Source organism: Phytobacter palmae (genome assembly GCF_039409775.1).
GTDB classification, from domain to species: Bacteria; Pseudomonadota; Gammaproteobacteria; order Enterobacterales; family Enterobacteriaceae; genus Phytobacter; species Phytobacter palmae.
This window is the reverse complement of sequence record NZ_JBCIVJ010000002.1, coordinates 330,267-350,328: the sequence shown is the minus strand read 5'-3', so window position 1 is coordinate 350,328 and position 20,062 is coordinate 330,267. Positions and strand designations below refer to the sequence as shown.

At 54.8% G+C, this 20,062-nt stretch carries 20 protein-coding genes; 10 read left to right on the top strand and 10 right to left on the bottom strand.

The features are described 5' to 3' along the window. The first annotated feature begins 70 nt into the window (after positions 1–70). On the top strand, positions 71–877 hold the full coding sequence (locus AAIG39_RS04270; RefSeq protein WP_090083617.1) for a glycosyltransferase family 2 protein: 807 nt from the start codon (positions 71–73) through the stop codon (positions 875–877). Here AAIG39_RS04270 and AAIG39_RS04265 read toward each other — a convergent pair. From AAIG39_RS04265 to gpmM, 3 genes are read right to left on the bottom strand one after another with little or no spacing between them, the layout of a single operon-like run. Beyond that, the gene (locus tag AAIG39_RS04265) at positions 874–1,806 is read right to left on the bottom strand and encodes a divergent polysaccharide deacetylase family protein (RefSeq protein ID WP_090083619.1); all 933 of its coding nucleotides are present in this window, start codon (positions 1,804–1,806) and stop codon (positions 874–876) included. The two genes, AAIG39_RS04270 and AAIG39_RS04265, sit on opposite strands and share 4 nt — an antisense overlap. A gap of 3 nt (positions 1,807–1,809) precedes the next feature. Then, positions 1,810–3,075, bottom strand: a complete 1,266-nt coding sequence (envC, locus tag AAIG39_RS04260) for a murein hydrolase activator EnvC (protein ID WP_343193257.1) — start codon at positions 3,073–3,075, stop codon at positions 1,810–1,812. A 9-nt stretch (positions 3,076–3,084) separates the two neighbouring features. After that, positions 3,085–4,629 (bottom strand): 2,3-bisphosphoglycerate-independent phosphoglycerate mutase, encoded by a 1,545-nt coding sequence (gpmM, locus tag AAIG39_RS04255; protein ID WP_249569534.1) that lies wholly within the window; start codon positions 4,627–4,629, stop codon positions 3,085–3,087. Positions 4,630–4,874: 245 nt separating this feature from the next. Here gpmM and AAIG39_RS04250 point away from each other — a divergent pair, with 245 nt between their 5' ends. The 5 genes from AAIG39_RS04250 to cysE all read left to right on the top strand — a co-directional run bounded on the left by AAIG39_RS04250 (position 4,875) and on the right by cysE (position 8,160). Continuing rightward, positions 4,875–5,306, top strand: a complete 432-nt coding sequence (locus tag AAIG39_RS04250; RefSeq protein WP_090084078.1) for a rhodanese-like domain-containing protein — start codon at positions 4,875–4,877, stop codon at positions 5,304–5,306. Between the two features lie 17 nt (positions 5,307–5,323). Next, a complete protein-coding gene (gene grxC / locus AAIG39_RS04245) occupies positions 5,324–5,575 on the top strand; it encodes a glutaredoxin 3 (RefSeq protein ID WP_343193256.1) in 252 nt (83 codons plus the stop codon). Positions 5,576–5,671: 96 nt separating this feature from the next. After that, entirely contained in the window at positions 5,672–6,139 is a 468-nt protein-coding gene (gene secB, locus AAIG39_RS04240; RefSeq protein WP_090083622.1) for a protein-export chaperone SecB, read from the top strand. After that, positions 6,139–7,158, top strand: a complete 1,020-nt coding sequence (gene gpsA / locus AAIG39_RS04235; protein WP_090083623.1) for an NAD(P)H-dependent glycerol-3-phosphate dehydrogenase — start codon at positions 6,139–6,141, stop codon at positions 7,156–7,158. Before secB ends, gpsA begins: the two co-directional genes overlap by 1 nt. 180 nt (positions 7,159–7,338) lie before the next feature. Then, complete coding sequence (cysE, locus tag AAIG39_RS04230) at positions 7,339–8,160, top strand: serine O-acetyltransferase (protein ID WP_047372612.1); 822 nt, start codon at positions 7,339–7,341, stop codon at positions 8,158–8,160. Between the two features lie 132 nt (positions 8,161–8,292). On the opposite strand, the gene trmL is transcribed toward cysE, so the two are convergent. From trmL to AAIG39_RS04210, 4 genes are all read right to left on the bottom strand, one after another. Beyond that, the gene (gene trmL, locus AAIG39_RS04225; RefSeq protein WP_090083625.1) at positions 8,293–8,766 is read right to left on the bottom strand and encodes a tRNA (uridine(34)/cytosine(34)/5-carboxymethylaminomethyluridine(34)-2'-O)-methyltransferase TrmL; all 474 of its coding nucleotides are present in this window, start codon (positions 8,764–8,766) and stop codon (positions 8,293–8,295) included. Between the two features lie 97 nt (positions 8,767–8,863). Further along, the gene (gene lldD / locus AAIG39_RS04220; protein WP_249569533.1) at positions 8,864–10,051 is read right to left on the bottom strand and encodes an FMN-dependent L-lactate dehydrogenase LldD; all 1,188 of its coding nucleotides are present in this window, start codon (positions 10,049–10,051) and stop codon (positions 8,864–8,866) included. Further along, positions 10,029–10,823 (bottom strand): transcriptional regulator LldR, encoded by a 795-nt coding sequence (lldR, locus tag AAIG39_RS04215; protein ID WP_343193255.1) that lies wholly within the window; start codon positions 10,821–10,823, stop codon positions 10,029–10,031. The genes lldD and lldR overlap by 23 nt, the downstream gene beginning before the upstream one ends. A 217-nt stretch (positions 10,824–11,040) precedes the next feature. Continuing rightward, positions 11,041–11,403, bottom strand: coding sequence for a YibL family ribosome-associated protein (locus AAIG39_RS04210; protein ID WP_090083629.1), 363 nt, complete (start codon positions 11,401–11,403; stop codon positions 11,041–11,043). A gap of 137 nt (positions 11,404–11,540) precedes the next feature. Here AAIG39_RS04210 and AAIG39_RS04205 point away from each other — a divergent pair, with 137 nt between their 5' ends. Beyond that, positions 11,541–11,768, top strand: coding sequence for a hypothetical protein (locus tag AAIG39_RS04205; protein WP_090083631.1), 228 nt, complete (start codon positions 11,541–11,543; stop codon positions 11,766–11,768). A gap of 11 nt (positions 11,769–11,779) precedes the next feature. Here the strand turns inward: AAIG39_RS04205 and mtlR are convergent, their stop codons facing one another. From mtlR to AAIG39_RS04190, 3 genes are all read right to left on the bottom strand, one after another. Continuing rightward, positions 11,780–12,367, bottom strand: a complete 588-nt coding sequence (mtlR, locus tag AAIG39_RS04200) for a mannitol operon repressor MtlR (RefSeq protein ID WP_090083633.1) — start codon at positions 12,365–12,367, stop codon at positions 11,780–11,782. Continuing rightward, positions 12,367–13,515 carry a mannitol-1-phosphate 5-dehydrogenase gene (gene mtlD / locus AAIG39_RS04195; RefSeq protein WP_249569531.1) on the bottom strand — a complete coding sequence of 383 codons (1,149 nt, stop codon included), beginning with the start codon at positions 13,513–13,515 and terminating at the stop codon, positions 12,367–12,369. Before mtlD ends, mtlR begins: the two co-directional genes overlap by 1 nt. Positions 13,516–13,652: 137 nt before the next feature. Next, positions 13,653–15,563, bottom strand: coding sequence for a PTS mannitol transporter subunit IICBA (locus AAIG39_RS04190; protein WP_090083636.1), 1,911 nt, complete (start codon positions 15,561–15,563; stop codon positions 13,653–13,655). A 538-nt stretch (positions 15,564–16,101) separates the two neighbouring features. Here AAIG39_RS04190 and AAIG39_RS04185 point away from each other — a divergent pair. The 3 genes from AAIG39_RS04185 to selB all read left to right on the top strand — a co-directional run bounded on the left by AAIG39_RS04185 (position 16,102) and on the right by selB (position 20,036). After that, on the top strand, positions 16,102–16,710 hold the full coding sequence (locus AAIG39_RS04185) for a glutathione S-transferase (RefSeq protein ID WP_249569530.1): 609 nt from the start codon (positions 16,102–16,104) through the stop codon (positions 16,708–16,710). Positions 16,711–16,806: 96 nt separating this feature from the next. Continuing rightward, a complete protein-coding gene (gene selA / locus AAIG39_RS04180) occupies positions 16,807–18,195 on the top strand; it encodes an L-seryl-tRNA(Sec) selenium transferase (RefSeq protein WP_343193254.1) in 1,389 nt (462 codons plus the stop codon). Continuing rightward, complete coding sequence (gene selB, locus AAIG39_RS04175) at positions 18,192–20,036, top strand: selenocysteine-specific translation elongation factor (RefSeq protein ID WP_343193253.1); 1,845 nt, start codon at positions 18,192–18,194, stop codon at positions 20,034–20,036. The genes selA and selB overlap by 4 nt, the downstream gene beginning before the upstream one ends. Positions 20,037–20,062 lie beyond the last annotated feature (26 nt).

Here is a 20,062-nt window from a genome sequence, read left to right as displayed (position 1 = left end):
CGTAACAGTGTTCTACATTAGAAAGTAAAGTTCGTTGACGATCCGTTTAACCTTTTCAGTGCGGCTAATTATGTTCAAACTTTCGGTGTGTCTGTTGACCTGCAATTCAGCTCGCTTATTACGGGATGTGCTCCCGCCACTGCTTAAAATTGCGGATGATTTTGTGGTTCTGGATTCCGGCAGTACAGACGCGACGCTGGATATTTGCCGGGAATATGATCTTCATGTTCATTATCATCCATATGCCATGCATGGCGCGCAGATGAACCACGCAACCAGTCTGGCTGCGTATGACTGGGTGCTCTGTATGGATAGTGATGAAATCCTTGACGAGCAGACGGTAAATTTTATCCTGCAGCTAAAAGCAGGCGAGGAACCGAGTGCCGATCAGGCGTGGCGTTTGCCACGTTACTGGTACGTGCTGGGCGAACAAACGCGCACAATATATCCTATATCCTCACCTGATTTCCCGGTGCGTTTATATAATCGCCGGGCGGCGCGTTTTAACAATCGCGCCGTTGACGATCAGGTTGAAGGTTATTCGACATCGACAAAAATACCGGGACATGTACGCCACGATACGTTTTATTCACTGCATGAAGTATTCAATAAACTTAATAGCTACACCACGCGACTGGTGAAATATCAGAAAATCCGTCCATCGATTGCTCGTGGAATTATCAGCGCCATCGGTGCGTTTTTTAAATGGTATTTATTTAGCGGCGCGTGGCGTAACGGCAAAGTGGGCGCGGTGACGGGTTTATATGCCACCTTGTACAGTTTTCTTAAATATTTCAAAGCATGGTATGCCTACAATGGCCACAACGATGAAAAAAACGTTGTGGCAGAAGAAAAGAAAAACACCCGCACGGTTTAGGGGTGTTTTTTCCCCCAGCCTTGCCATTCATTCGTGAAATATTTCACCAGCGTACTCTCACTGATGCTGTCCTTCACGACCGTAAAGAAACGGCTGGTATAGACGGGCTCTGGTTTATGTGGCGCTTTGCACAACTTCACGCCCCGGAACGGGTTACGCGGTGGCTGAGCAGGTGGCGACGCCTTGCCCGGCGTTGAATTATCTGTCTGCGGTTCATTCAGCAGGCTTCCTGCGCGAACAAGAGTGATATCCGCAGGCAGGTTGTAAAGCATCTGCTGCAGCACGCGCACGGTGGTTGGATGCGGGTGACCGATAGCGATGGCTGAACCGCTACGGCGCGCCAGATCAACAGCACGGTTAAACTGATAGCGGATATCGTTCTCGTTTTGCGTGTCATCAAGAAATACTTTGCGTTTGATGACTTTCACGCCCGTACCGCTTGCGGCGCGCATCGCCTGGCTATTGCCGATGGTCATGCTGTCCAGAAAGTAGAGATCGTAGTGCCCAAGAACCTGCATCACTTTCTGCATGCCAAACAGGCTGGAGGTCATGGCACTGCCCATATGGTTGTTTAACCCGGTGGCATACGGCACTTTGCTGACCGCGTCGCTGATGATGCGCTCAATCTCCGCGCTGCTCATATCCGGGCGCAGGGTATCTTTTTCCAGCGGCTGTTTGCTGAGCGGGGCCATGGGCAGGTGAATCAGCACCTCATGCCCGGCGTTATGGGCTTTGGTGGCCATCTCCCTCGCGTGGGGCGCGTTTGGCAACACGGCAACGGTGACTGCCGCAGGCATGCTAATAACCTGATTTTCGGTCTGTGGGCGGTAGCCGAAATCATCAATAACAATGGAGAGTTTGCCGGCAAACGCTGGCACGGAAAAGACCAGCATGCTGGCAGCGACAACAAAGCGACGAAATTGAAGCAAAACTTATCTTCCCAACCACGGCTGTGGATTGACCGCCTGACCCTGGCGGCGAATTTCGAAATAAAGTGAAGGTCTACCCTGACCGCCACTGCTCCCGACAAGGGCTATCGGCTGACCGGCGCGGACTTGCGCGCCTACGCTCACCAGCGCGCTCTGGTTGTAGCCGTACAAACTCATATCGCCTTTGCCGTGTTCAACCACGACCACCAGGCCATATCCCTGCAGCCAGTCGGCGAGGATCACCCGCCCGTCGGCCACGGCTTTGACTTCGCTACCCTCAGACGCACCGATAACAATCCCTTTCCAACGTAGCTCACCCTGCAGCGGTTCGCCATAGCGATGTAGCAACGGACCGCGAACAGGCCAGAAAGCCTGGCCGGATGGCGCGCCCAGTCCACCAGTACGGGACATCAGTGAACGTTCGCCTTCGGTCGGTTTGTAGGTGGTGCCTTTACGGGATGCATCCTGCTGTTTTTCACGCACGGCCTGCGCTTCGCGAGCTTCACGCTCGGCACGCGCTTTGGCTGCGGCTTCGGCGCGGGCCAGACGATCGCGCAAACGTGATTCGTTAGCCCGCAGTTCGCCTAACTGCTGCTGTCCTTCCTGAATAGATGACTCCAGCCCGGCGAGCGTTTTCTTACGCTCGTTGAGCGCTTGTTCCAGCTTCGCCTGCTGAGCTTTTTGTTCGTACATCAGCGTTTGCTGCTGGCTCTGCTTCTCTTCCAGCTCCGCCTTCTGCGTAGCAACCTCTTCGCGCGTTTGCTTGAGTTGCGCAATGGTCTCCTGCCGGGCCTGGTTGAGATAACCAAAGTAGGCCTGCAGGCGTTGCCCGCGTTGGGTCTCTTCGCCACTGAGAATCAACTGAACGCCCGTATGTTGGCCCTGGCGAAACGCGGCATCCAGCTGGGCGGCCAGATTATGCTCTTGCGTCGCCTTCTGTTTTTCCAGTTTGGCGATGGATGCGTTCATGGCATCGATTTGTTTATTGAGCTGGGCGAGGGTGTTCTGTGTTTCGCGCAGTTGACGTGTGGCTGCGGAGATGGCGACTTCCTGCGCTTTGAGTTGCGCAAGCAGGCCGGAACGTTGCTGTTGCTGCTGGCGTACGTCGCGTTCTTTTGCGGCGATATCCGCCTGAATGGATTTTAGCTGGTCGCGGTCATCCGCGTGGGCAGAAAAGGCGCACAACAATGCGCCAGCGCTAAAAGCGCTGGCGCAAAGCAAAGGCCTGACTGCGGCCAATGTGACAGAAAAAATCGCCTTTCCCCTCATGGGGAGCGATTATTCCACGATGAACAGCGGCTTACCAGTCATCTCTTTCGGGATTTCCATGCCCATCAGAGTCAACATAGTCGGTGCGATATCGGAAAGTTTGCCACCTTCGACAGCTTTCAGCGCTTTATCACCAACGTAAATCAACGGGACTGGCAGGTTGGTATGGGCAGTGTGCGCCTGGCCGGTTGCCGGGTCGCGCATCTGCTCAGCGTTACCGTGGTCGGCGGTGATCAGCAACTGACCCCCAACGGATTCCACCGCTTTGGTTACCTGCTCAATACAGTGATCCAGCGCTTCAACTGCTTTGATTGCCGCTTCCATCACACCGGTGTGACCGACCATATCGCCGTTCGGGTAGTTACAAATGATGGTGTCGTACTTACCGCTGGTGATAGCGCTCACCAGTTTTTCTGTCAGCTCTGCGGAGCTCATTTCCGGCTGCAGATCGTACGTTGCCACTTTCGGAGAGTTAATCAAAATGCGATCTTCGCCCGGGAACGGCTCTTCAACGCCGCCGTTGAAGAAGAACGTTACGTGTGCATATTTTTCCGTTTCAGAGATACGCAACTGCGTTTTGTCTTTCTTCGCCATCCATTCGCCGAAGGTATTCGCCAGAGAGGCTGGCGGGTATGCAACGGCGGTTTTGATGTCTGCGGCATATTCGGTCAACATAACAAAATCGAGGTCGACCACTTTTTTACGGGCGAAACCATCGAAATCGCTGTTCACGAATGCGCGGGTGATTTCGCGCGCGCGGTCTGCACGGAAGTTCATGAAAATCAGCGCGTCGCCGTTTTCCATTGCGGCATCGGCCTGACCTTCAGCGCGGATCACGGTGGCTTTCACGAATTCGTCGTTTTCGTCGCGGGCATAGGCCGCAGCCAGACCTTCAACGGCGCTCGCAAACTGGAATTCACCTTTTGCCAGCGTCATCAAATCATAGGCTTGTTCTACGCGATCCCAGCGGTTGTCGCGGTCCATTGCGTAGTAACGACCAATGATGGATGCCACACGGCCTTTACCCAGTGCGGCAAATTTGTCTTCAAAACGTTTCAGTGACGATTCAGCGCTACGCGGTGGTGTATCGCGGCCATCCAGGAATGCGTGCAGGTAGATTTTTTCTGCACCGCGCTCAGCGGCCAGCTCGACCATTGCCAGGATATGGTCTTCATGGCTGTGAACGCCGCCGGCAGACAGCAGGCCCATGATGTGAACGGCTTTGCCCGCAGCAACGGCTTTATCAACCGCGCCCGCCAGCACCGGATTGCTGAAAAAAGTGCGCTCTTTAATTTCAACATCCAGACGGGTCAAATCCTGATATACGATGCGGCCTGCACCCAGGTTGACGTGCCCAACTTCGGAGTTACCCATCTGGCGATCTGGCAGACCGACTTCCAGACCAGAAGCGTCAATCAGAGTATGCGGACGTTTGGCCCACAAGGCGTCCATAACGGGAGTTTTTGCGCTGTAAATTGCGTTATCCTGCTGCTCTTCGCGGTAGCCATAGCCATCCAGGATCACCAGTACCATAGGTTTTTTAGAAACCGACATTGCGACAACCTCATGCTCAAAGACGAAAAATTTGCGTAATTTTACTACAGCTGAATCGATAAAATAGCCGCAGAAGATCAAAGAATACCGCCGCAGGAGGTGAGGATTTTACGGCGTTGATGATTTTTTTTCGTAACAGTCCGCAGAAAATGCATTCCATTACGCTCGCTGGCTGTATTTGCTACACCGCACAGGTATACTCCTTTCCTGGTTTTTACTCATTGATTCGGGAGCTGTTACCCCCCATGCAAGAAATTATGCAATTTGTTAGTCGCCACCCCGTACTTTGCCTCGCCTGGATTGTATTACTGGGGGCGGTGCTGTTCATGACGTTTAAAAGCCTCGCATCGAAAGTGAAAGTGATCACCCGTGGTGAGGCAACGCGTCTGATCAACAAAGAAGATGCTGTTGTCGTAGACTTGCGCCAGCGCGATGATTTCCGAAAAGGTCATATCGCAGGCTCCGTGAATTTGCTGCCAACCGAAATCAAGGCCAATAATGTAGGTGAGCTTGAGAAACACAAAAGCAAACCGGTTATCGTCGTGGACGGCTCCGGGATGCAGGCTCAGGAACCTGCAAACGCACTGATCAAGGCCGGTTTCGAGCAAGTTTTCGTGCTCAAAGAAGGCATCGCAGGCTGGAGCGGCGAGAATCTTCCGCTGGTACGCGGTAAGTAATATTCAGAGGAACAGTCATGGCCAATATTGAGATCTACACCAAAGCAACCTGCCCGTTTTGCCATCGCGCAAAAGCGCTGCTGAGCAGCAAAGGCGTTTCTTTTGAAGAGCTGCCGATAGATGGCGACGCGGTTAAACGCGAAGAGATGATTAAACGTAGTGGTCGTACGACGGTACCGCAGATTTTTATTGATGTGCAGCACATTGGCGGCTGTGATGATTTATATGCGCTCGACGCGCGCGGTGGACTCGATCCGCTGTTGCGTTAATGCATAGACGAAGTGATTCACGTTGCGTCAAGGCCGACAAACAGAGGCAGCCTGAAGAATAAAGCGTATTAAGGACAACACTTAAGGGTTTTAGACATGTCTGAACAAAACAACACGGAAATGACTTTCCAGATTCAACGCATCTACACTAAAGATATCTCTTTCGAAGCACCGAATGCTCCGCATGTGTTTCAGAAGGACTGGCAGCCGGAAGTGAAACTGGATCTGGATACTGCATCCACTCAGCTGGCTGAAGGCGTTTATGAAGTGGTACTGCGTGTTACCGTTACCGCTTCCCTGGGTGAAGAAACGGGCTTCCTGTGCGAAGTACAGCAAGGCGGTATCTTCTCCATTGACGGTATCGAAGGTAATCAGCTGGCGCATTGCCTCGGTGCGTATTGCCCGAACATCCTGTTCCCTTACGCGCGTGAGTGCATCACCAGCCTGGTTTCCCGCGGTACTTTCCCGCAACTGAACCTTGCGCCGGTGAACTTTGATGCGCTGTTCATGAACTATCTGCAGCAGCAGGCTGGCGAAGGTGCTGAACAACATCAGGATGCCTGATGAACGCACGCAATGCTGAAATGACTGTGATCGGTGCCGGCTCTTACGGCACCGCTCTTGCCATCACACTGGCAAGAAACGGCCACCAGGTTGTTCTCTGGGGCCATGACCCGAAACATATTGCGACCTTACAGCATGACCGTTGTAACGCCGCTTTCCTTCCTGATGTGCCTTTTCCTGATACGCTCGCGCTGGAAAGCGATCTCGCTTCCGCTCTTGCGGCCAGTCGTAACATTCTCGTGGTCGTACCAAGCCATGTCTTTGGCAATGTTTTACAGCAGATTAAACCGCTGATGCGCAGCGATGCGCGCATTGTCTGGGCCACTAAAGGTCTTGAAGCCGAGACGGGACGCCTGTTGCAGGACGTCGCGCGTGAAGTATTGGGCGATGCGATTCCTCTGGCGGTTATCTCCGGACCGACCTTCGCGAAGGAGCTGGCGGCAGGTCTGCCAACGGCGATTTCTCTGGCGTCGACTGACCCGGTGTTTGCCGATGACCTCCAGCAACTGCTGCATTGTGGTAAAAGCTTCCGCGTCTATAGCAATCCGGATTTCGTTGGCGTGCAGCTTGGCGGCGCGGTGAAAAACGTCATTGCCATTGGTGCAGGGATGTCGGACGGCATCGGTTTTGGCGCAAACGCCCGAACGGCGCTTATCACCCGCGGTTTGACCGAAATGTCGCGTCTTGGCGCGGCGCTGGGCGCCGATCCTGCCACTTTCATGGGCATGGCGGGTTTAGGGGACCTGGTGCTGACCTGTACCGATAACCAGTCGCGCAACCGTCGTTTTGGTATGGCGCTGGGGCAGGGGATGGACGTGCAAACGGCACAGGACCAGATTGGTCAGGTCGTTGAAGGTTACCGCAATACCAAAGAAGTTCGCGCTCTGGCGCATCGGTTTGGTGTTGAAATGCCAATAACCGAGGAAATTTATCAGGTATTGTATTGCGGAAAAAATGCGCGCGAGGCAGCATTGACTTTATTAGGTCGTGCGCGCAAGGACGAGCGCAGCAGTATTTAGCACGCACTTCATCCTTCATGTTGCCTGTTTGTTGGCTTCCGCTGCGTCCCCGGTCACTTACTTATGTAATCTCCGGGGGGTTACAGCTTCGCCGTCGCGACGCAGCAAGAATGATTTTGTGTTTATGTCCTCAGCCAGTTAAGCAGTGACTGGCTGAACTTATTACGTCTGGAGTAAGCAATGCCGTGTGAAGAACTGGATATCGTCTGGAATAATATTAAAGCCGAAGCCCGGGCGCTGGCGGACTGTGAGCCGATGCTGGCCAGTTTTTACCACGCAACGTTACTCAAGCATGAAAACCTGGGCAGCGCGCTGAGCTATATGCTGGCAAACAAGCTGGCGTCTCCCATTATGCCTGCCATCGCCATTCGTGAAGTGGTAGAAGAAGCCTACGCCGCTGACCCGGAGATGATCGCCTCCGCGGCCTGCGATATTCAGGCGGTGCGTACTCGCGATCCAGCGGTGGATAAATACTCCACGCCGCTTTTGTATCTGAAAGGCTTTCACGCGCTACAGGCGTACCGCATCGGCCACTGGCTGTGGAACCAGGGGCGCCGCGCGCTGGCCATTTTCCTGCAAAACCAGGTTTCAGTATCGTTCCAGGTGGATATCCACCCGGCGGCCAAAATCGGACGCGGCATCATGCTCGACCATGCCACAGGCATTGTGGTGGGTGAAACCGCAGTGATTGAAGACGATGTGTCGATTCTGCAGTCGGTGACGCTGGGCGGTACTGGCAAAACCAGCGGCGACCGCCACCCGAAAATCCGTGAAGGGGTAATGATTGGCGCCGGAGCGAAAATCCTCGGCAATATCGAAGTGGGTCGCGGCGCGAAAATCGGCGCAGGCTCCGTGGTGTTGCAACCTGTTCCGCCGCACACCACTGCCGCAGGCGTTCCGGCGCGCATTGTCGGCAAGCCGGAATCAGACAAACCCGCGATGGATATGGATCAGCATTTCAACGGGATTAATCACGGGTTTGAGTACGGCGACGGGATCTGATTCTCGGGCTGTTTCAATTGCCACCTTGAACCTGGGCTGTGCTCACCATCTTCATGTACTACGTGTACGCTCGAATGTTTGCGCGCAGTCCGTGTTCAATATGGCTGCGCCGGGAACGCCCCAGAGTAACGGTTAACTTCTGAGTACCGCGCCAGGATATCCCAGCTGGCGCCAGGCTTCATACACCACCACCGACACCGCATTGGACAAGTTCATGCTGCGGCTGTCCGGCATCATCGGAATACGGATTTTTTGCTGCGGCGGTAATACATCCAGGATTGACGCCGGTAATCCACGCGTTTCCGGGCCAAACATCAGAAAATCCCCGTCCTGATAGTTCACCGCGCTGTGCGCTGGTGTCCCTTTGGTGGTAAGAGCAAACAGACGTTCCGGCTGTTCAGACTCCATAAAGGCTGCGTAATCATGATGGCGCTGTACGGCGGCAAACTCATGGTAATCCAGCCCGGCACGACGCAGGCGTTTATCATCCCAGGTAAACCCCATGGGTTCGATGATATGCAGGCGAAAGCCGGTGTTAGCGCATAAGCGGATGATGTTCCCGGTATTCGGCGGGATTTCTGGTTCGAATAAAACGATATTTAACATGCTGCCCCCTTGATAGCGGGGGCAGGATAGCAGAATTTTTCCTGGCCCTCACCCGGCCGTCTCGCTGAAAGGGGGGAGGGGACCAGGTCGCACTTACTTACGCTGCATCCCCCTGCGACAATGGAGCCAGCGCCGCAGGAGTTTTAGTCAGCTCCTGCACCAGCGAGTCTTTACTGATCTCACTGATGGATTTCGCCCCGGTCAGGGTCATCGCTACCCGCATCTCTTTTTCGATTAAGTTCAGAAGATTAGCGACACCGGCGCGGCCATGCGTCGCCAGGGCGTAGAGATACGCACGCCCCAGCAGTACCGTGTCTGCGCCCAGCGCAATCATTCGCACGACGTCCAGCCCGTTGCGAATGCCACTGTCAGCCAGAATCGCGATATCGCCTTTCACCGCATCGGCAATGGCGGGTAAGGCACGGGCGGAAGAGAGCACGCCATCAAGCTGACGTCCGCCGTGGTTAGAGACCACAATCCCGTCTGCGCCAAAGCGCACCGCGTCCCGCGCATCTTCGGGATCGAGGATCCCCTTGATCACCATCGGACCATCCCAAAACTCACGGATCCACTCAAGGTCTTTCCAGGAGATGGAGGGATCAAAATTATTCGCCAGCCAGCCAATGTAATCTTCCAGTCCTGTCGGTTTGCCCAGATAAGTGGAGATATTCCCCAGATCGTGAGGACGACCGTTGAGCCCCACATCCCAGGCCCATTGTGGATGCGTCACGGCCTGCCAGTACCGGCGCAATGCGGCGTTTTGACCACTCATGCCGGAATGCGCGTCGCGGTATCGCGCCCCTGGCGTTGGCATATCGACAGTAAAGACCAGCGTGGAACAACCCGCCGCTTTGGCGCGCTCCAGTGCGTTGCGCATAAATCCGCGATCGCGCAGGACATACAACTGGAACCACATTGGGCGTTGGATGGTCGGCGCTACCTCTTCAATCGGACAAACGGATACGGTCGATAAGGTAAACGGGATGCCTTTCGCATCCGCCGCTCCTGCCGCCTGGACTTCTCCCCGGCGCGCGTACATGCCACATAACCCCACCGGGGCGAGCGCAACCGGCATAGTCAGTTTCTCGCCAAAGAGGGTGGTCTCCGTGCTCAGCGCTGACATATTTTTCAGTACGCGCTGGCGTAGAGCTACCTGCCCCAGGTCTTCCACATTGCGGCGCAGCGTATATTCCGCATAGGCGCCGCCGTCGATGTAGTGGAATAGAAAGGGGGGCAGAATGCGTTGTGCGGCCGCGCGGTAGTCACTGGCTGCGGAAATGATCATCTTTATCTCCCTGGGCAAAAGTCAGTTGCTCGCCAGGCAAACGGGTGATGCGTGCGCGGCGGGCCAGGTCTTCATCAAATTGACGAATCGTGGTGTGAACAAAACCAAGGTGCGCCATCATCGCTTTGCGGGCGCCCCCGGCGTCTGCGGCGAAAATGGCGTCCATAATTTCGCGGTGCTGTCCGGTGAGTTGCGTAAAGACTGGCGGAACCTGGTACATTCGCTGACGGCTCTGTTTTACCGAGCTTTGCAGCAAATCGAAAAAGCCGCGCATGGTCTGTAGCAGTACGATATTGTGCGACGCCTCGGCTATCGCCAGGTGAAAACGGACGTCCGCCTGAGAGGCCAGATCCGGATCCTCGGCCAGGGTGGCCTCAAAACACAGACGAATCTTTTCTTTATCGGCATGGGTGGCGCGCAGCGCAGCGTGCCAGGCGGTACTCCCCTCAATGGCGTGACGCGCTTCGAGGATATCGAAACTGTAATCCGGGTCATCTTCGAGCAGCACTTTTAACGGCTGCACGATGTTCTGCTCCGACCATGCCTCATGCTGCCAGCGCACGAACGTGCCGCCGCCGTGACGGCTTAGCAAAACGCCTTCACTGATGAGTCTGGCGATGGCTTCGCGCAGGCAATTACGTGACACACCAAGCTGTATCGCGAGCTGACGCTCAGACGGTAATCGCATACCGGCTTCCAGCCCTCTGTCGCGGATAAGTGTTCGGATTCGCCGTGCAACATCTTCAGAAAGACGTTCAGCTATCGCGGTCATGATGTGCCTCGCCACCTGTATGTTGTGTAAAAGTGGTACTGCCAGTCAGCGGCAGCGCTTGATCCTACAGACTAGGTTAATTGGCTGCTTTGTAATGGCAATGTTAATTTTATGTGATTTTGAAGGGTGTGAAATGGCACGCATTAATGCGTAAGGTGGTAGGGCCACTTTGGCGTAAAACAAAATAATTGCCCCTCTGTTGGCAGAGGGGAGGGGATCAAAACTCGCTTTTCGCGAAGCCAGTCATCTCTTTGAGGCCCATTTCGCGGCCCAGAGCGGTCATGGGATGCACGACAACAATGCCCCGCACGCTTTTTTTCAGCTTACCCAGATCGGCCTGCTCTTTTTTGGTGATGGCGCGCTTGAACGGCATGCTCACCAGTTTTTGGGCTTCTTTGCTGAGTTTCTGGCTGTACTGGCCACGCAGACGTTCGATTTCAGTTTCGATAGTCTCTTTTTCTTTCTCCAGCTCCGCGTATTTCTCGGCGGACTCTACCAGTGACAAACCGGCCTGCTGGTGACGGATAGCGTCCAGACGATCGCTAAGGCGTTTAATTTCGTTCTTTTCAACTTCTTTCATAGGAATGTGTTTCTGCTGATTAAAATATAAGGATACCGCATTGCGGCGAACAACCCCAGAAAAGCACGGAAACACTAAAAGTATCCCGCATGCAGGTCCATCTTAGTTTTACGGTTGGGCGAAAAGGAGAGGAGAAAATGGCTAAATTAGGTGACAACACCCCACAGATCATCGATAAAGCGATCGATTTTATGGCTTCAAGCCAGGCGTTCCGTGAGTACCTGGCGCATCAGCGTAAGCAAGACCGTGTTCCTGACGATATTCCCACAGATAAAGTCGATATGTACCGTGAACGGCTGGAACATTATCGCCAGCTTTACCGGCCTGCGTGTGTTCATGAAGAAGAGACATCAACCGGCAGCTAAACCCGGCGAGCTTATTTCTGAAATGCTTTTTTCAGGCTGATGCGGGAAATCAGCTCAGTCAGGGAAAGCACCATGGTTGAACGAACGACCTGTTGGTAACGCTGTTTTTGCATAGCGAACAGGTCGGGGTCACTGGTATCAAAAGGTGGCGTTGCAGGCAGCGCCACCACGCAATGCAGTTCGCCAAATGGCCCCAGGATTTCATCATCCGTAAAAGCGTATTCTGTGCCGTCGTGATTCAGTTCTTCACGTAACGCCATCAACAATTCCGCATCTTCATACTCATGCCGACTGATTACGCCAAGGCCATAAATCAGCTTTAAGCGCACGGACAAATTGCCCAGCGGCCCATCTCCGTCAAGCAACGGCTCTACAGCGTATTTCACTGCATAGTCGTCTTTGCGGAAGACCTGAAGCACCAGGATATTTACCGCCTCAGTCAACAACTCGACGGCGGCAATCAAAAAGCTTCGTACGGTTTTGCCAGCATTCAGACGCTCGAGCACACGGTTTTCGAAAGCCTGTGTTAGTTCCATCATTGCCTGCATATCTGACAATCTTGTTAACAGGCGCGGGATGTCCCGCGCCAAACTCGGCATCATGCCTTTGCGTTGTATGCGTTAACAGCTTCGGCTACCACGTCGCTTGCTGCGTCCAGACCGGAGATCTGTACCAGCGCGGCCTGTGGGCCTTTTTCTTCGATTAAGGTCGCTAATTCCTGCGCCTGCGGATCTTGTTCACTGCGGTAATGCATGGCAGCGGCGATACCTTTTACCAGGTTCGCGTGCGGCAAACCATACTCCAGCGTGCCGAGCAGCGGCTTGATCAGGCGATCGCCGGCGCTCAATTTACGCAGCGGCTGACGGCCTACGCGCTCAACATCATCTTTCAGGTATGGGTTCTCAAAACGACCAAGGATTTTTTCGATATACGCGGCGTGTTTGGCAGCATCGAAGCCGTAGCGCTTGATCAGCACCGCGCCACTCTCTTCCATTGCGCCTTTCACCACTGCACGGATGCTATCATCCAGAATGGCGTCGCGAATGGTCTGGTGACCGGTCTGTTGTCCAAGGTACGCGGTTATAGCATGCCCGGTGTTTAACGTGAAGAGCTTGCGTTCAACAAACGCCATCAGATTGTCGGTTAATTCCATGCCCGGGATAGTTGGCAGATCGCCAACAAACTGGGTTTTGTCGACAATCCATTCGCTAAAGGTTTCTACGGTCACTTCCAGCGGATCGTTTGTGGCAGATGCAGAAGGTGGAACAATGCGGTCTACGGCGGAATCCACGAAGCCGACATGGGCTTCAACCCACGCTTTATCTTCTGCTGCCAGCGCGTTGAACACATGGCCTTTTAACTGAGAGGTGCCGCGCACCATGTTCTCACAGGCGATGATATTAAGCGGTGCTTCTGTGCCCTGCGCTTTACGTTTTGCCAGGCCTTTGGCGATGGCCGGAGCGATACGCTCCAGAACAACCGGACCAACGGCAGTTGTCACCAGATCAACAGAGGCAATCAGCTCAACCACATCGTCGCCAATGCTGCTCACCGCGTTGACGCCGGAAACGGTATCAACCTGCTCGTTTTCACCAACGACATGGACCTGATAGCTATGACGGGCATTAAGGGCGTCGAGAACCACCTGATTAACATCGGCGAATGTCAGCGTAATCCCCGCGTCAGCCAGCAATTTGCCGATGAAGCCACGTCCGATATTACCTGCGCCAAAATGTAATGCTTTCATAGAATTAACCTTAATCAATGTTTTTACCCGAGAGGGCTGGGGTGAGGAACCACGTAAAATTCTCCTCACCCTAACCCTCTCCCCAAAGGGAGAGGGAAGGTTGCCCGGATAGGGCGGAGCCGCATCCGGGGCCAGGGTTATGCTTTCAGCAGCGCCAGTACTTCTTCAACGCTGCTGGTCGTTGCCAGACGTTCGATAACGGATTCATCATCCAGTGCGTTGGTCAGGCTGGTAATCACCTGAACGTGCTCATTGTTACGAGCGGCGATACCGATAACCAGACGGGCAATATCGTCCTCTTCTTCGCCGAAACGGACGCCTTGCGGATACTGGCAGAATACTACGCCGGTTTTCAGCACGCGATCTTTCGCTTCAACGGTGCCGTGCGGTACTGCGATGGACTCGCCCAGGTAAGTCGGGGTCAGTTTTTCGCGTTCCAGCATTGCCTCAACGTATTCCGGCTGAACATAACCGCCTTTGACCAGTTGCTCACCGGCAAAACGGATAGCTTCTTCTTTGTTGCTTGCAGTACGGCCCAGAAATACGTTTTCTGCACCCAGCTTGAACAGGTTGCTGTCGCCAGCGTCAAAGCTATCCTGCAAGCTGGCCTGAACCTTTACGCTGTTGTCCACGTGGCGCTGTGCGGCAACCAGGCGTTCAGTCAGATTGGTATACAGGCCGCTGTCCAGGAAGTTGGTCAGCGAAATGTGCTGTGCCTGTGGAGCCTGACGCATAGCGCGCTCGGTCAGGTCACGGTGCGTAATGACCAGGTCAACATCAGACGGCAGGCTGTTGATAGCGCTGTTGGTTACAGAGATGTTGGTCAGACCGGCATCCTGAACTTTTTTACGCAGCACACCTGCGCCCATTGCGCTGGAACCCATGCCGGCATCACACGCAACGATGATTTTACGAACGTGGCTCAGGTCGTTAGTCACGTCGCCAGCGGCCAGCGGGGTAGCGCCTTTAGACTGTGCTTTCATGTCCTGTACACGACGGGTAGCCGCTTCGATATCTTCATCTTCTTCTTTAACTTTGCTGGTTTTCAGCAGGATAGATGCGATAACGAAGGAGACGATCAGCGCGGCGAAAATAGCTGCGAGGTTCGCGAAGTAAGTACCTTTCGGCGTCATTGCCAGTACGGCCAGGATAGAACCTGGAGAAGCCGGAGAGACCAGACCACCGTTCAGCACGCTCAGCGTGAACACGCCAGTCATACCGCCGAGGATTACAGCCAGCAGCAGACGCGGGTTCATCAGCACATACGGGAAGTAAATTTCATGGATACCGCCCAGGAAGTGGATAATTGCTGCGCCGCCAGCAGACTGACGAGCACTGCCACGACCGAAGAACATGTACGCCATCAGAACGCCCATCCCCGGACCCGGGTTTGCTTCGATCAGGAAGAAGATAGACTTGCCGAGGTCATGAGACTGCTGAATACCCAGCGGCGAGAAGATACCGTGGTTGATAGCGTTATTGAGGAACAGGATTTTCGCCGGTTCAACAAAGATGGACGCCAGCGGCAGCATGTCGTGCGCCACCATGAAGTTAACGCCAGCAGCCAGGCCTTTGGACAGGACTTCAACCGCAGGGCCGATACCTTTAAACGCCAGCAGTGCCAGGATCATACCGATGATGCCAGCGGAGAAGTTATTCACCAGCATTTCGAAACCGGATTTGATCTTACCATCTACAGCTGCGTCGAATTTCTTAATGCACAGGCCGCCCAGAGGACCGGCAACCATTGCACCAAGGAACATCGGCATATCAGCACCGACGATAACACCCATTGTGGTGATAGCACCTACCACACCACCACGATCGCCACCCACCAGACGACCACCGGTAAAACCGATCAGCAGCGGCAGCAGGAAAGTAATCATTGGGCCGACGAGCTTCGCCAGCGTTTCGTTTGGTAACCATCCTGTAGGAATAAACAATGCGGTAATAATACCCCACGCGATAAACGCGCCGATATTTGGCATTACCATGTTGCTGAGGAAGCGACCAAAGCTTTGCACTCTGATCTTGATATCGGATGACATAAAACACCCCTTCTTATGTTTGCTATCTCACAGGCCGGAAGCCCGAGGTTTTGTTGTTAACGTGGCGGCAGAGGTAGCCGGACCCATGATCTGTGCTGCGAAATCTCGCACCGAATCGATGAACTGTCCAGACGGTGCCAATTTGTGTGATTAAGATCACGTTAGTGCAGGGGGTATACCATCCAATTAAGTGATCATGATCACAAAAATCATGTGTAAAAAAAGAACAAAGGCTAAAAATTCACCGCTGTGCACCTGTTAATGTGATGTTAATCACAATTATTAGTGGCGGATTTGTTTCTTGTTTGTGATCTAAATCACAAGATATTTTTGCCAGGAGTTTTCCGAGTGTGATCCCTCGCAAACTGTGGTTTTTGCTGGCCCGCGCCTGTGTAATTCCCTTTCACTTTCCGCGCTGTTTCGAAGGCAAGGCGCAATGCAATATAGTCAGAGCAGTTTTCACATTTATGAAATGGTCAGCGCGCGCTTTGGTCTGGTAGTACATACTTAATGTTTTGTTGGCGAAGCGGAGAAGGCAATGAAACTTATCGGCAGCTATACCAGCCCTTTTGTACGAAAAATATCGGTCATCCTCCTGGAGAAGGGCATCACCTTCGAGTTTGTAAATGAACAGCCTTACAACGCGATTAACGGCGTGGCGCATTACAATCCGTTGGGAAAAGTACCGGCCCTGGTAACCGATGAAGGTGAAGTGTGGTACGACTCGCCGATCATTGCCGAATATATCGATCTGTTGGGCATCGCTCCGGCGATGCTGCCTGCCGATCGTAAAGCTGCGCTGAAAATTCGTCAGATTGAAGCACTGGCGGACGGGATTATGGATGCGGCGCTGGTTTCCGTACGCGAGCAGGCACGCCCGGTGGCCCAGCAATCGGAAACGGAACTCTTACGCCAGCGCGAAAAAATCAATCGGGGCCTCGATACCCTGGAGAGCTATATCAACGAAGGGGCATTGCGCATTGATGAGATGAACCTCGCCACTATCGCCATTGCCTGCGCCATCAGCTATCTCAATTTCCGCCGTGTCTCTCCCGGCTGGTGTGTTGAGCGGCCGCAATTGGTCAAAATGGTGGAAAATCTCTTTCAGCGTGAAAGCTTTGCGCGCACAGAACCGCCAAAGGATTGACGCCCGTTATGTCAGGCTGAATCAAGTCGCTGTACAATCCCTCCATGTCGAATCCCTCTCCCATCGGGAGGGGGCCACTCTCAGCCGGGCCATTTCATGACAACGGAAAATCACTCGCTTTACAGCCAGATCCCCTCAACCGATCGCCTGTTACGTGATGAGGCGTTCACTCTGTTACTGACCGAATTTGGGCACAACCGTGTGGCGCAGACGCTGCGCCAGTTGCAGGACGAAGCCCGTGATAGCATCCGCCAGCACCAGGCAGTGCCCGCCTGGTGTAATGACTGGGCGCAGGCAGCGTATCAGCGCTTGTTGGAGGAAAATGCCAGCGCGCTGCGTTCGGTTATCAACCTGACGGGCACCGTGTTGCACACCAACCTGGGGCGTGCGTTGCAGGCGGAAGCGGCGATAGAGGCGGTCGCACAGGCGATGCGTTCTCCCGTGACGCTGGAGTATTCGCTGGATGATGCTGGACGCGGGCATCGCGACCAGGCGCTGGCAGATATTCTGTGTCGCCTGACAGGCGCGGAGGATGCCTGCATCGTCAATAACAATGCAGCGGCGGTTCTGCTGATGCTGGCGGCAACGGCCAGCGGCAAAGAAGTGGTGGTTTCCCGTGGCGAACTGGTGGAAATCGGCGGCGCGTTTCGTATTCCGGATGTGATGCGTCAGGCGGGCTGTTATCTGCATGAGGTCGGCACCACCAATCGCACTCACGCTAAAGATTATCGCGAGGCGGTCAACGACAATACCGCGTTACTGATGAAGGTTCACACCAGCAACTATCACATTGAAGGTTTTACCAAAACGGTAGACGAAACTGAGCTGGTGGCGCTGGGCGATGAGTTGAATGTTCCGGTAATTGCGGATTTGGGTAGCGGCTCGCTGGTGGATTTACGCCTCTATGGTTTGCCAAAAGAGCCAATGCCGCAGGAACTGATTGCCGCCGGGGTGAGTCTGGTGAGTTTTTCCGGCGATAAACTGCTTGGCGGCCCGCAGGCCGGCATTATTCTGGGGAAAAAAGATCTGATCGCGCAGTTGCAGCGCCACCCGCTCAAGCGGGCGTTACGGGCAGATAAAATGACCCTGGCGGCACTGGAAGCGACGCTGCGTCTGTATCTGCACCCGGAGAAGCTACGGGACAATTTACCGACCCTGCGTTTACTCACGCGCAATCCGGGCGAGATTCGCCAGCAAGCGTTGCGGCTTGCCGGGGTGCTGGCCGAACATTACGATGCGTTTGACCTGCGTGTAGAGGATTGTTTATCACAAATCGGCAGCGGTTCCCTGCCGGTGGACAGGCTGCCCAGCGCCGCGCTGACCTTCACCCCGCGTGACGGCAGCGGGTGTCGTCTGGAGGCTCTCGCTGCAACATGGCGTAACCTGCCAGAGCCGGTGCTGGGGCGGATCTCTGATGGCCGCTTATGGCTGGATTTACGTTGTCTTGAGAATGAACCCCGTTTTCTGGAGATGTTGTTGAAATGATTATTGCCACAGCCGGGCATGTCGACCACGGCAAAACGACATTATTGCAGGCGATTACCGGCGTGAACGCTGACCGTTTGCCGGAAGAGAAAGCGCGCGGTATGACCATTGATCTTGGCTATGCCTACTGGCCGCAGCCGGATGGCAGCGTGCCGGGCTTTATAGATGTGCCGGGACACGAGAAATTTCTGTCCAATATGCTCGCAGGTGTTGGCGGTATCGACCATGCGCTACTGGTGGTGGCCTGTGACGATGGGGTGATGGCACAAACCCGTGAGCATCTGGCTATTTTGCAACTGACCGGCAACCCGGCGCTGACCGTCGCGCTGACCAAAGCCGATCGCGTGGATGCGGCGCGTATTGATGCGGTGCGGCAGGAAGTCCTGGCGACGTTAAACGACTATGGCTGGGAAGAGGCGGCGCTCTTTGTGACCGCGGCAACCGAAGCGCGTGGCATTGAGGAATTGCGCGCACATTTGCTGCAACTGCCTGCGCGCGCACATCCGCAGCATCAACGTTTTCGTCTGGCGCTAGACCGGGCGTTTACGGTGAAAGGGGCGGGGCTGGTGGTCACCGGAACCGCGCTGTCGGGTGAAGTGCAGGTAGGCGATACGCTATGGTTGACCGGGGTAAATAAGCCGATGCGTGTGCGGGGTCTGCATGCACAAAATCAGCCGACCGCGCGGGCGCATGCGGGGCAACGCATCGCCCTGAATATCGCCGGCGATGCGGAAAAAGACGATTTGACTCGTGGGGACTGGCTGCTTTCCGTCATGCCTCCCGAACCTTCGGAGCGTGTCATTGTTGCGCTGCAAAGCCATGCGGCGTTGACACAGTGGCAACCGTTGCATATTCACCATGCTGCGAGCCATATCACCGGGCGCGTGTCGTTGCTGGATAACAATCTGGCGGAGCTGGTACTTGATACGCCGTTATGGCTGGCAGATAACGACAGGCTGGTGCTGCGGGATATCTCCGCACGTGAGACGCTGGCGGGCGCCCGCGTGGTGGCATTGCACCCACCGCGTCGCGGCAAGCGCAAACCGGAGTATCAACAGTGGATTGGCGCACTGGCGGCCACAGAAAGCGATGCGCAGGCGCTGGCCGTGCATCTGCAACGCGGGGCGGTGAACCTTCCGGCATTTGCCTGGGCGCGGCAGTTGAACGAGTCCGGGCTTGAGGCGTTGCTGGAAGAGCCGGGTTTTATCCGTGCGGGAGACAATCTGCTCAGTGCGCCAGTGGCCGCAGGCTGGCAGCGTAAATTGCTCGCCACACTTGCGCAATATCACGATCAGCATGCGGATGAACCCGGGCCTGGCCGTGAGCGTTTACGCCGTATGGCGTTACCGATGGAAGATGAAGCGCTGGTACTGACGCTGATTGAACAGATGCGCGACAGCGGCGAGATCCACAGTCACCATGGCTGGCTGCATCTGCCGGATCATAAAGCGGGCTTTACCGACGAGCAGGCTGCCATCTGGCAACGTGCCGAGCCGCTGTTTGGCGACGAACCCTGGTGGGTGCGTGATTTAGCGCGTGAGACAGGCGCAGATGAGCAGGTGATGCGCAGTGTGTTGCGCCAGGCGGCACAACAAGGGTTGATAACGGCGATCATCAAAGATCGCTATTACCGCAACGATCGGATTGTCGCTTTCGCCAGTATGATCCGTGACCGCGATCCGATTCACGGTTCTACCAGCGCGGCGGATTTCCGCGACACCCTTAACGTCGGGCGCAAACTGGCGATTCAGATCCTGGAGTATTTTGACCGTATCGGTTTTACCCGCCGTCGCGGCAACGACCACGTGCTACGTGATAAGGCGTTGTTTACGAAACAGTAAGCTCCCGGTGGCGCTGCGCTTACCGG

Bases quoted from the DNA above. Each gene is read 5' to 3' on its own strand.
- AAIG39_RS04270 (WP_090083617.1), top strand. From the start codon at position 71: ATGTTCAAACTTTCGGTGTGTCTGTTGACCTGCAATTCAGCTCGCTTA.
- envC (WP_343193257.1), bottom strand. From the start codon at position 3,075: ATGAGGGGAAAGGCGATTTTTTCTGTCACATTGGCCGCAGTCAGGCCT.
- gpmM (WP_249569534.1), bottom strand. From the start codon at position 4,629: ATGTCGGTTTCTAAAAAACCTATGGTACTGGTGATCCTGGATGGCTAT.
- AAIG39_RS04250 (WP_090084078.1), top strand. From the start codon at position 4,875: ATGCAAGAAATTATGCAATTTGTTAGTCGCCACCCCGTACTTTGCCTC.
- grxC (WP_343193256.1), top strand. From the start codon at position 5,324: ATGGCCAATATTGAGATCTACACCAAAGCAACCTGCCCGTTTTGCCAT.
- secB (WP_090083622.1), top strand. From the start codon at position 5,672: ATGTCTGAACAAAACAACACGGAAATGACTTTCCAGATTCAACGCATC.
- gpsA (WP_090083623.1), top strand. From the start codon at position 6,139: ATGAACGCACGCAATGCTGAAATGACTGTGATCGGTGCCGGCTCTTAC.
- cysE (WP_047372612.1), top strand. From the start codon at position 7,339: ATGCCGTGTGAAGAACTGGATATCGTCTGGAATAATATTAAAGCCGAA.
- trmL (WP_090083625.1), bottom strand. From the start codon at position 8,766: ATGTTAAATATCGTTTTATTCGAACCAGAAATCCCGCCGAATACCGGG.
- lldD (WP_249569533.1), bottom strand. From the start codon at position 10,051: ATGATCATTTCCGCAGCCAGTGACTACCGCGCGGCCGCACAACGCATT.
- lldR (WP_343193255.1), bottom strand. From the start codon at position 10,823: ATGACCGCGATAGCTGAACGTCTTTCTGAAGATGTTGCACGGCGAATC.
- AAIG39_RS04210 (WP_090083629.1), bottom strand. From the start codon at position 11,403: ATGAAAGAAGTTGAAAAGAACGAAATTAAACGCCTTAGCGATCGTCTG.
- AAIG39_RS04205 (WP_090083631.1), top strand. From the start codon at position 11,541: ATGGCTAAATTAGGTGACAACACCCCACAGATCATCGATAAAGCGATC.
- mtlR (WP_090083633.1), bottom strand. From the start codon at position 12,367: ATGCCGAGTTTGGCGCGGGACATCCCGCGCCTGTTAACAAGATTGTCA.
- mtlD (WP_249569531.1), bottom strand. From the start codon at position 13,515: ATGAAAGCATTACATTTTGGCGCAGGTAATATCGGACGTGGCTTCATC.
- AAIG39_RS04190 (WP_090083636.1), bottom strand. From the start codon at position 15,563: ATGTCATCCGATATCAAGATCAGAGTGCAAAGCTTTGGTCGCTTCCTC.
- AAIG39_RS04185 (WP_249569530.1), top strand. From the start codon at position 16,102: ATGAAACTTATCGGCAGCTATACCAGCCCTTTTGTACGAAAAATATCG.
- selA (WP_343193254.1), top strand. From the start codon at position 16,807: ATGACAACGGAAAATCACTCGCTTTACAGCCAGATCCCCTCAACCGAT.
- selB (WP_343193253.1), top strand. From the start codon at position 18,192: ATGATTATTGCCACAGCCGGGCATGTCGACCACGGCAAAACGACATTA.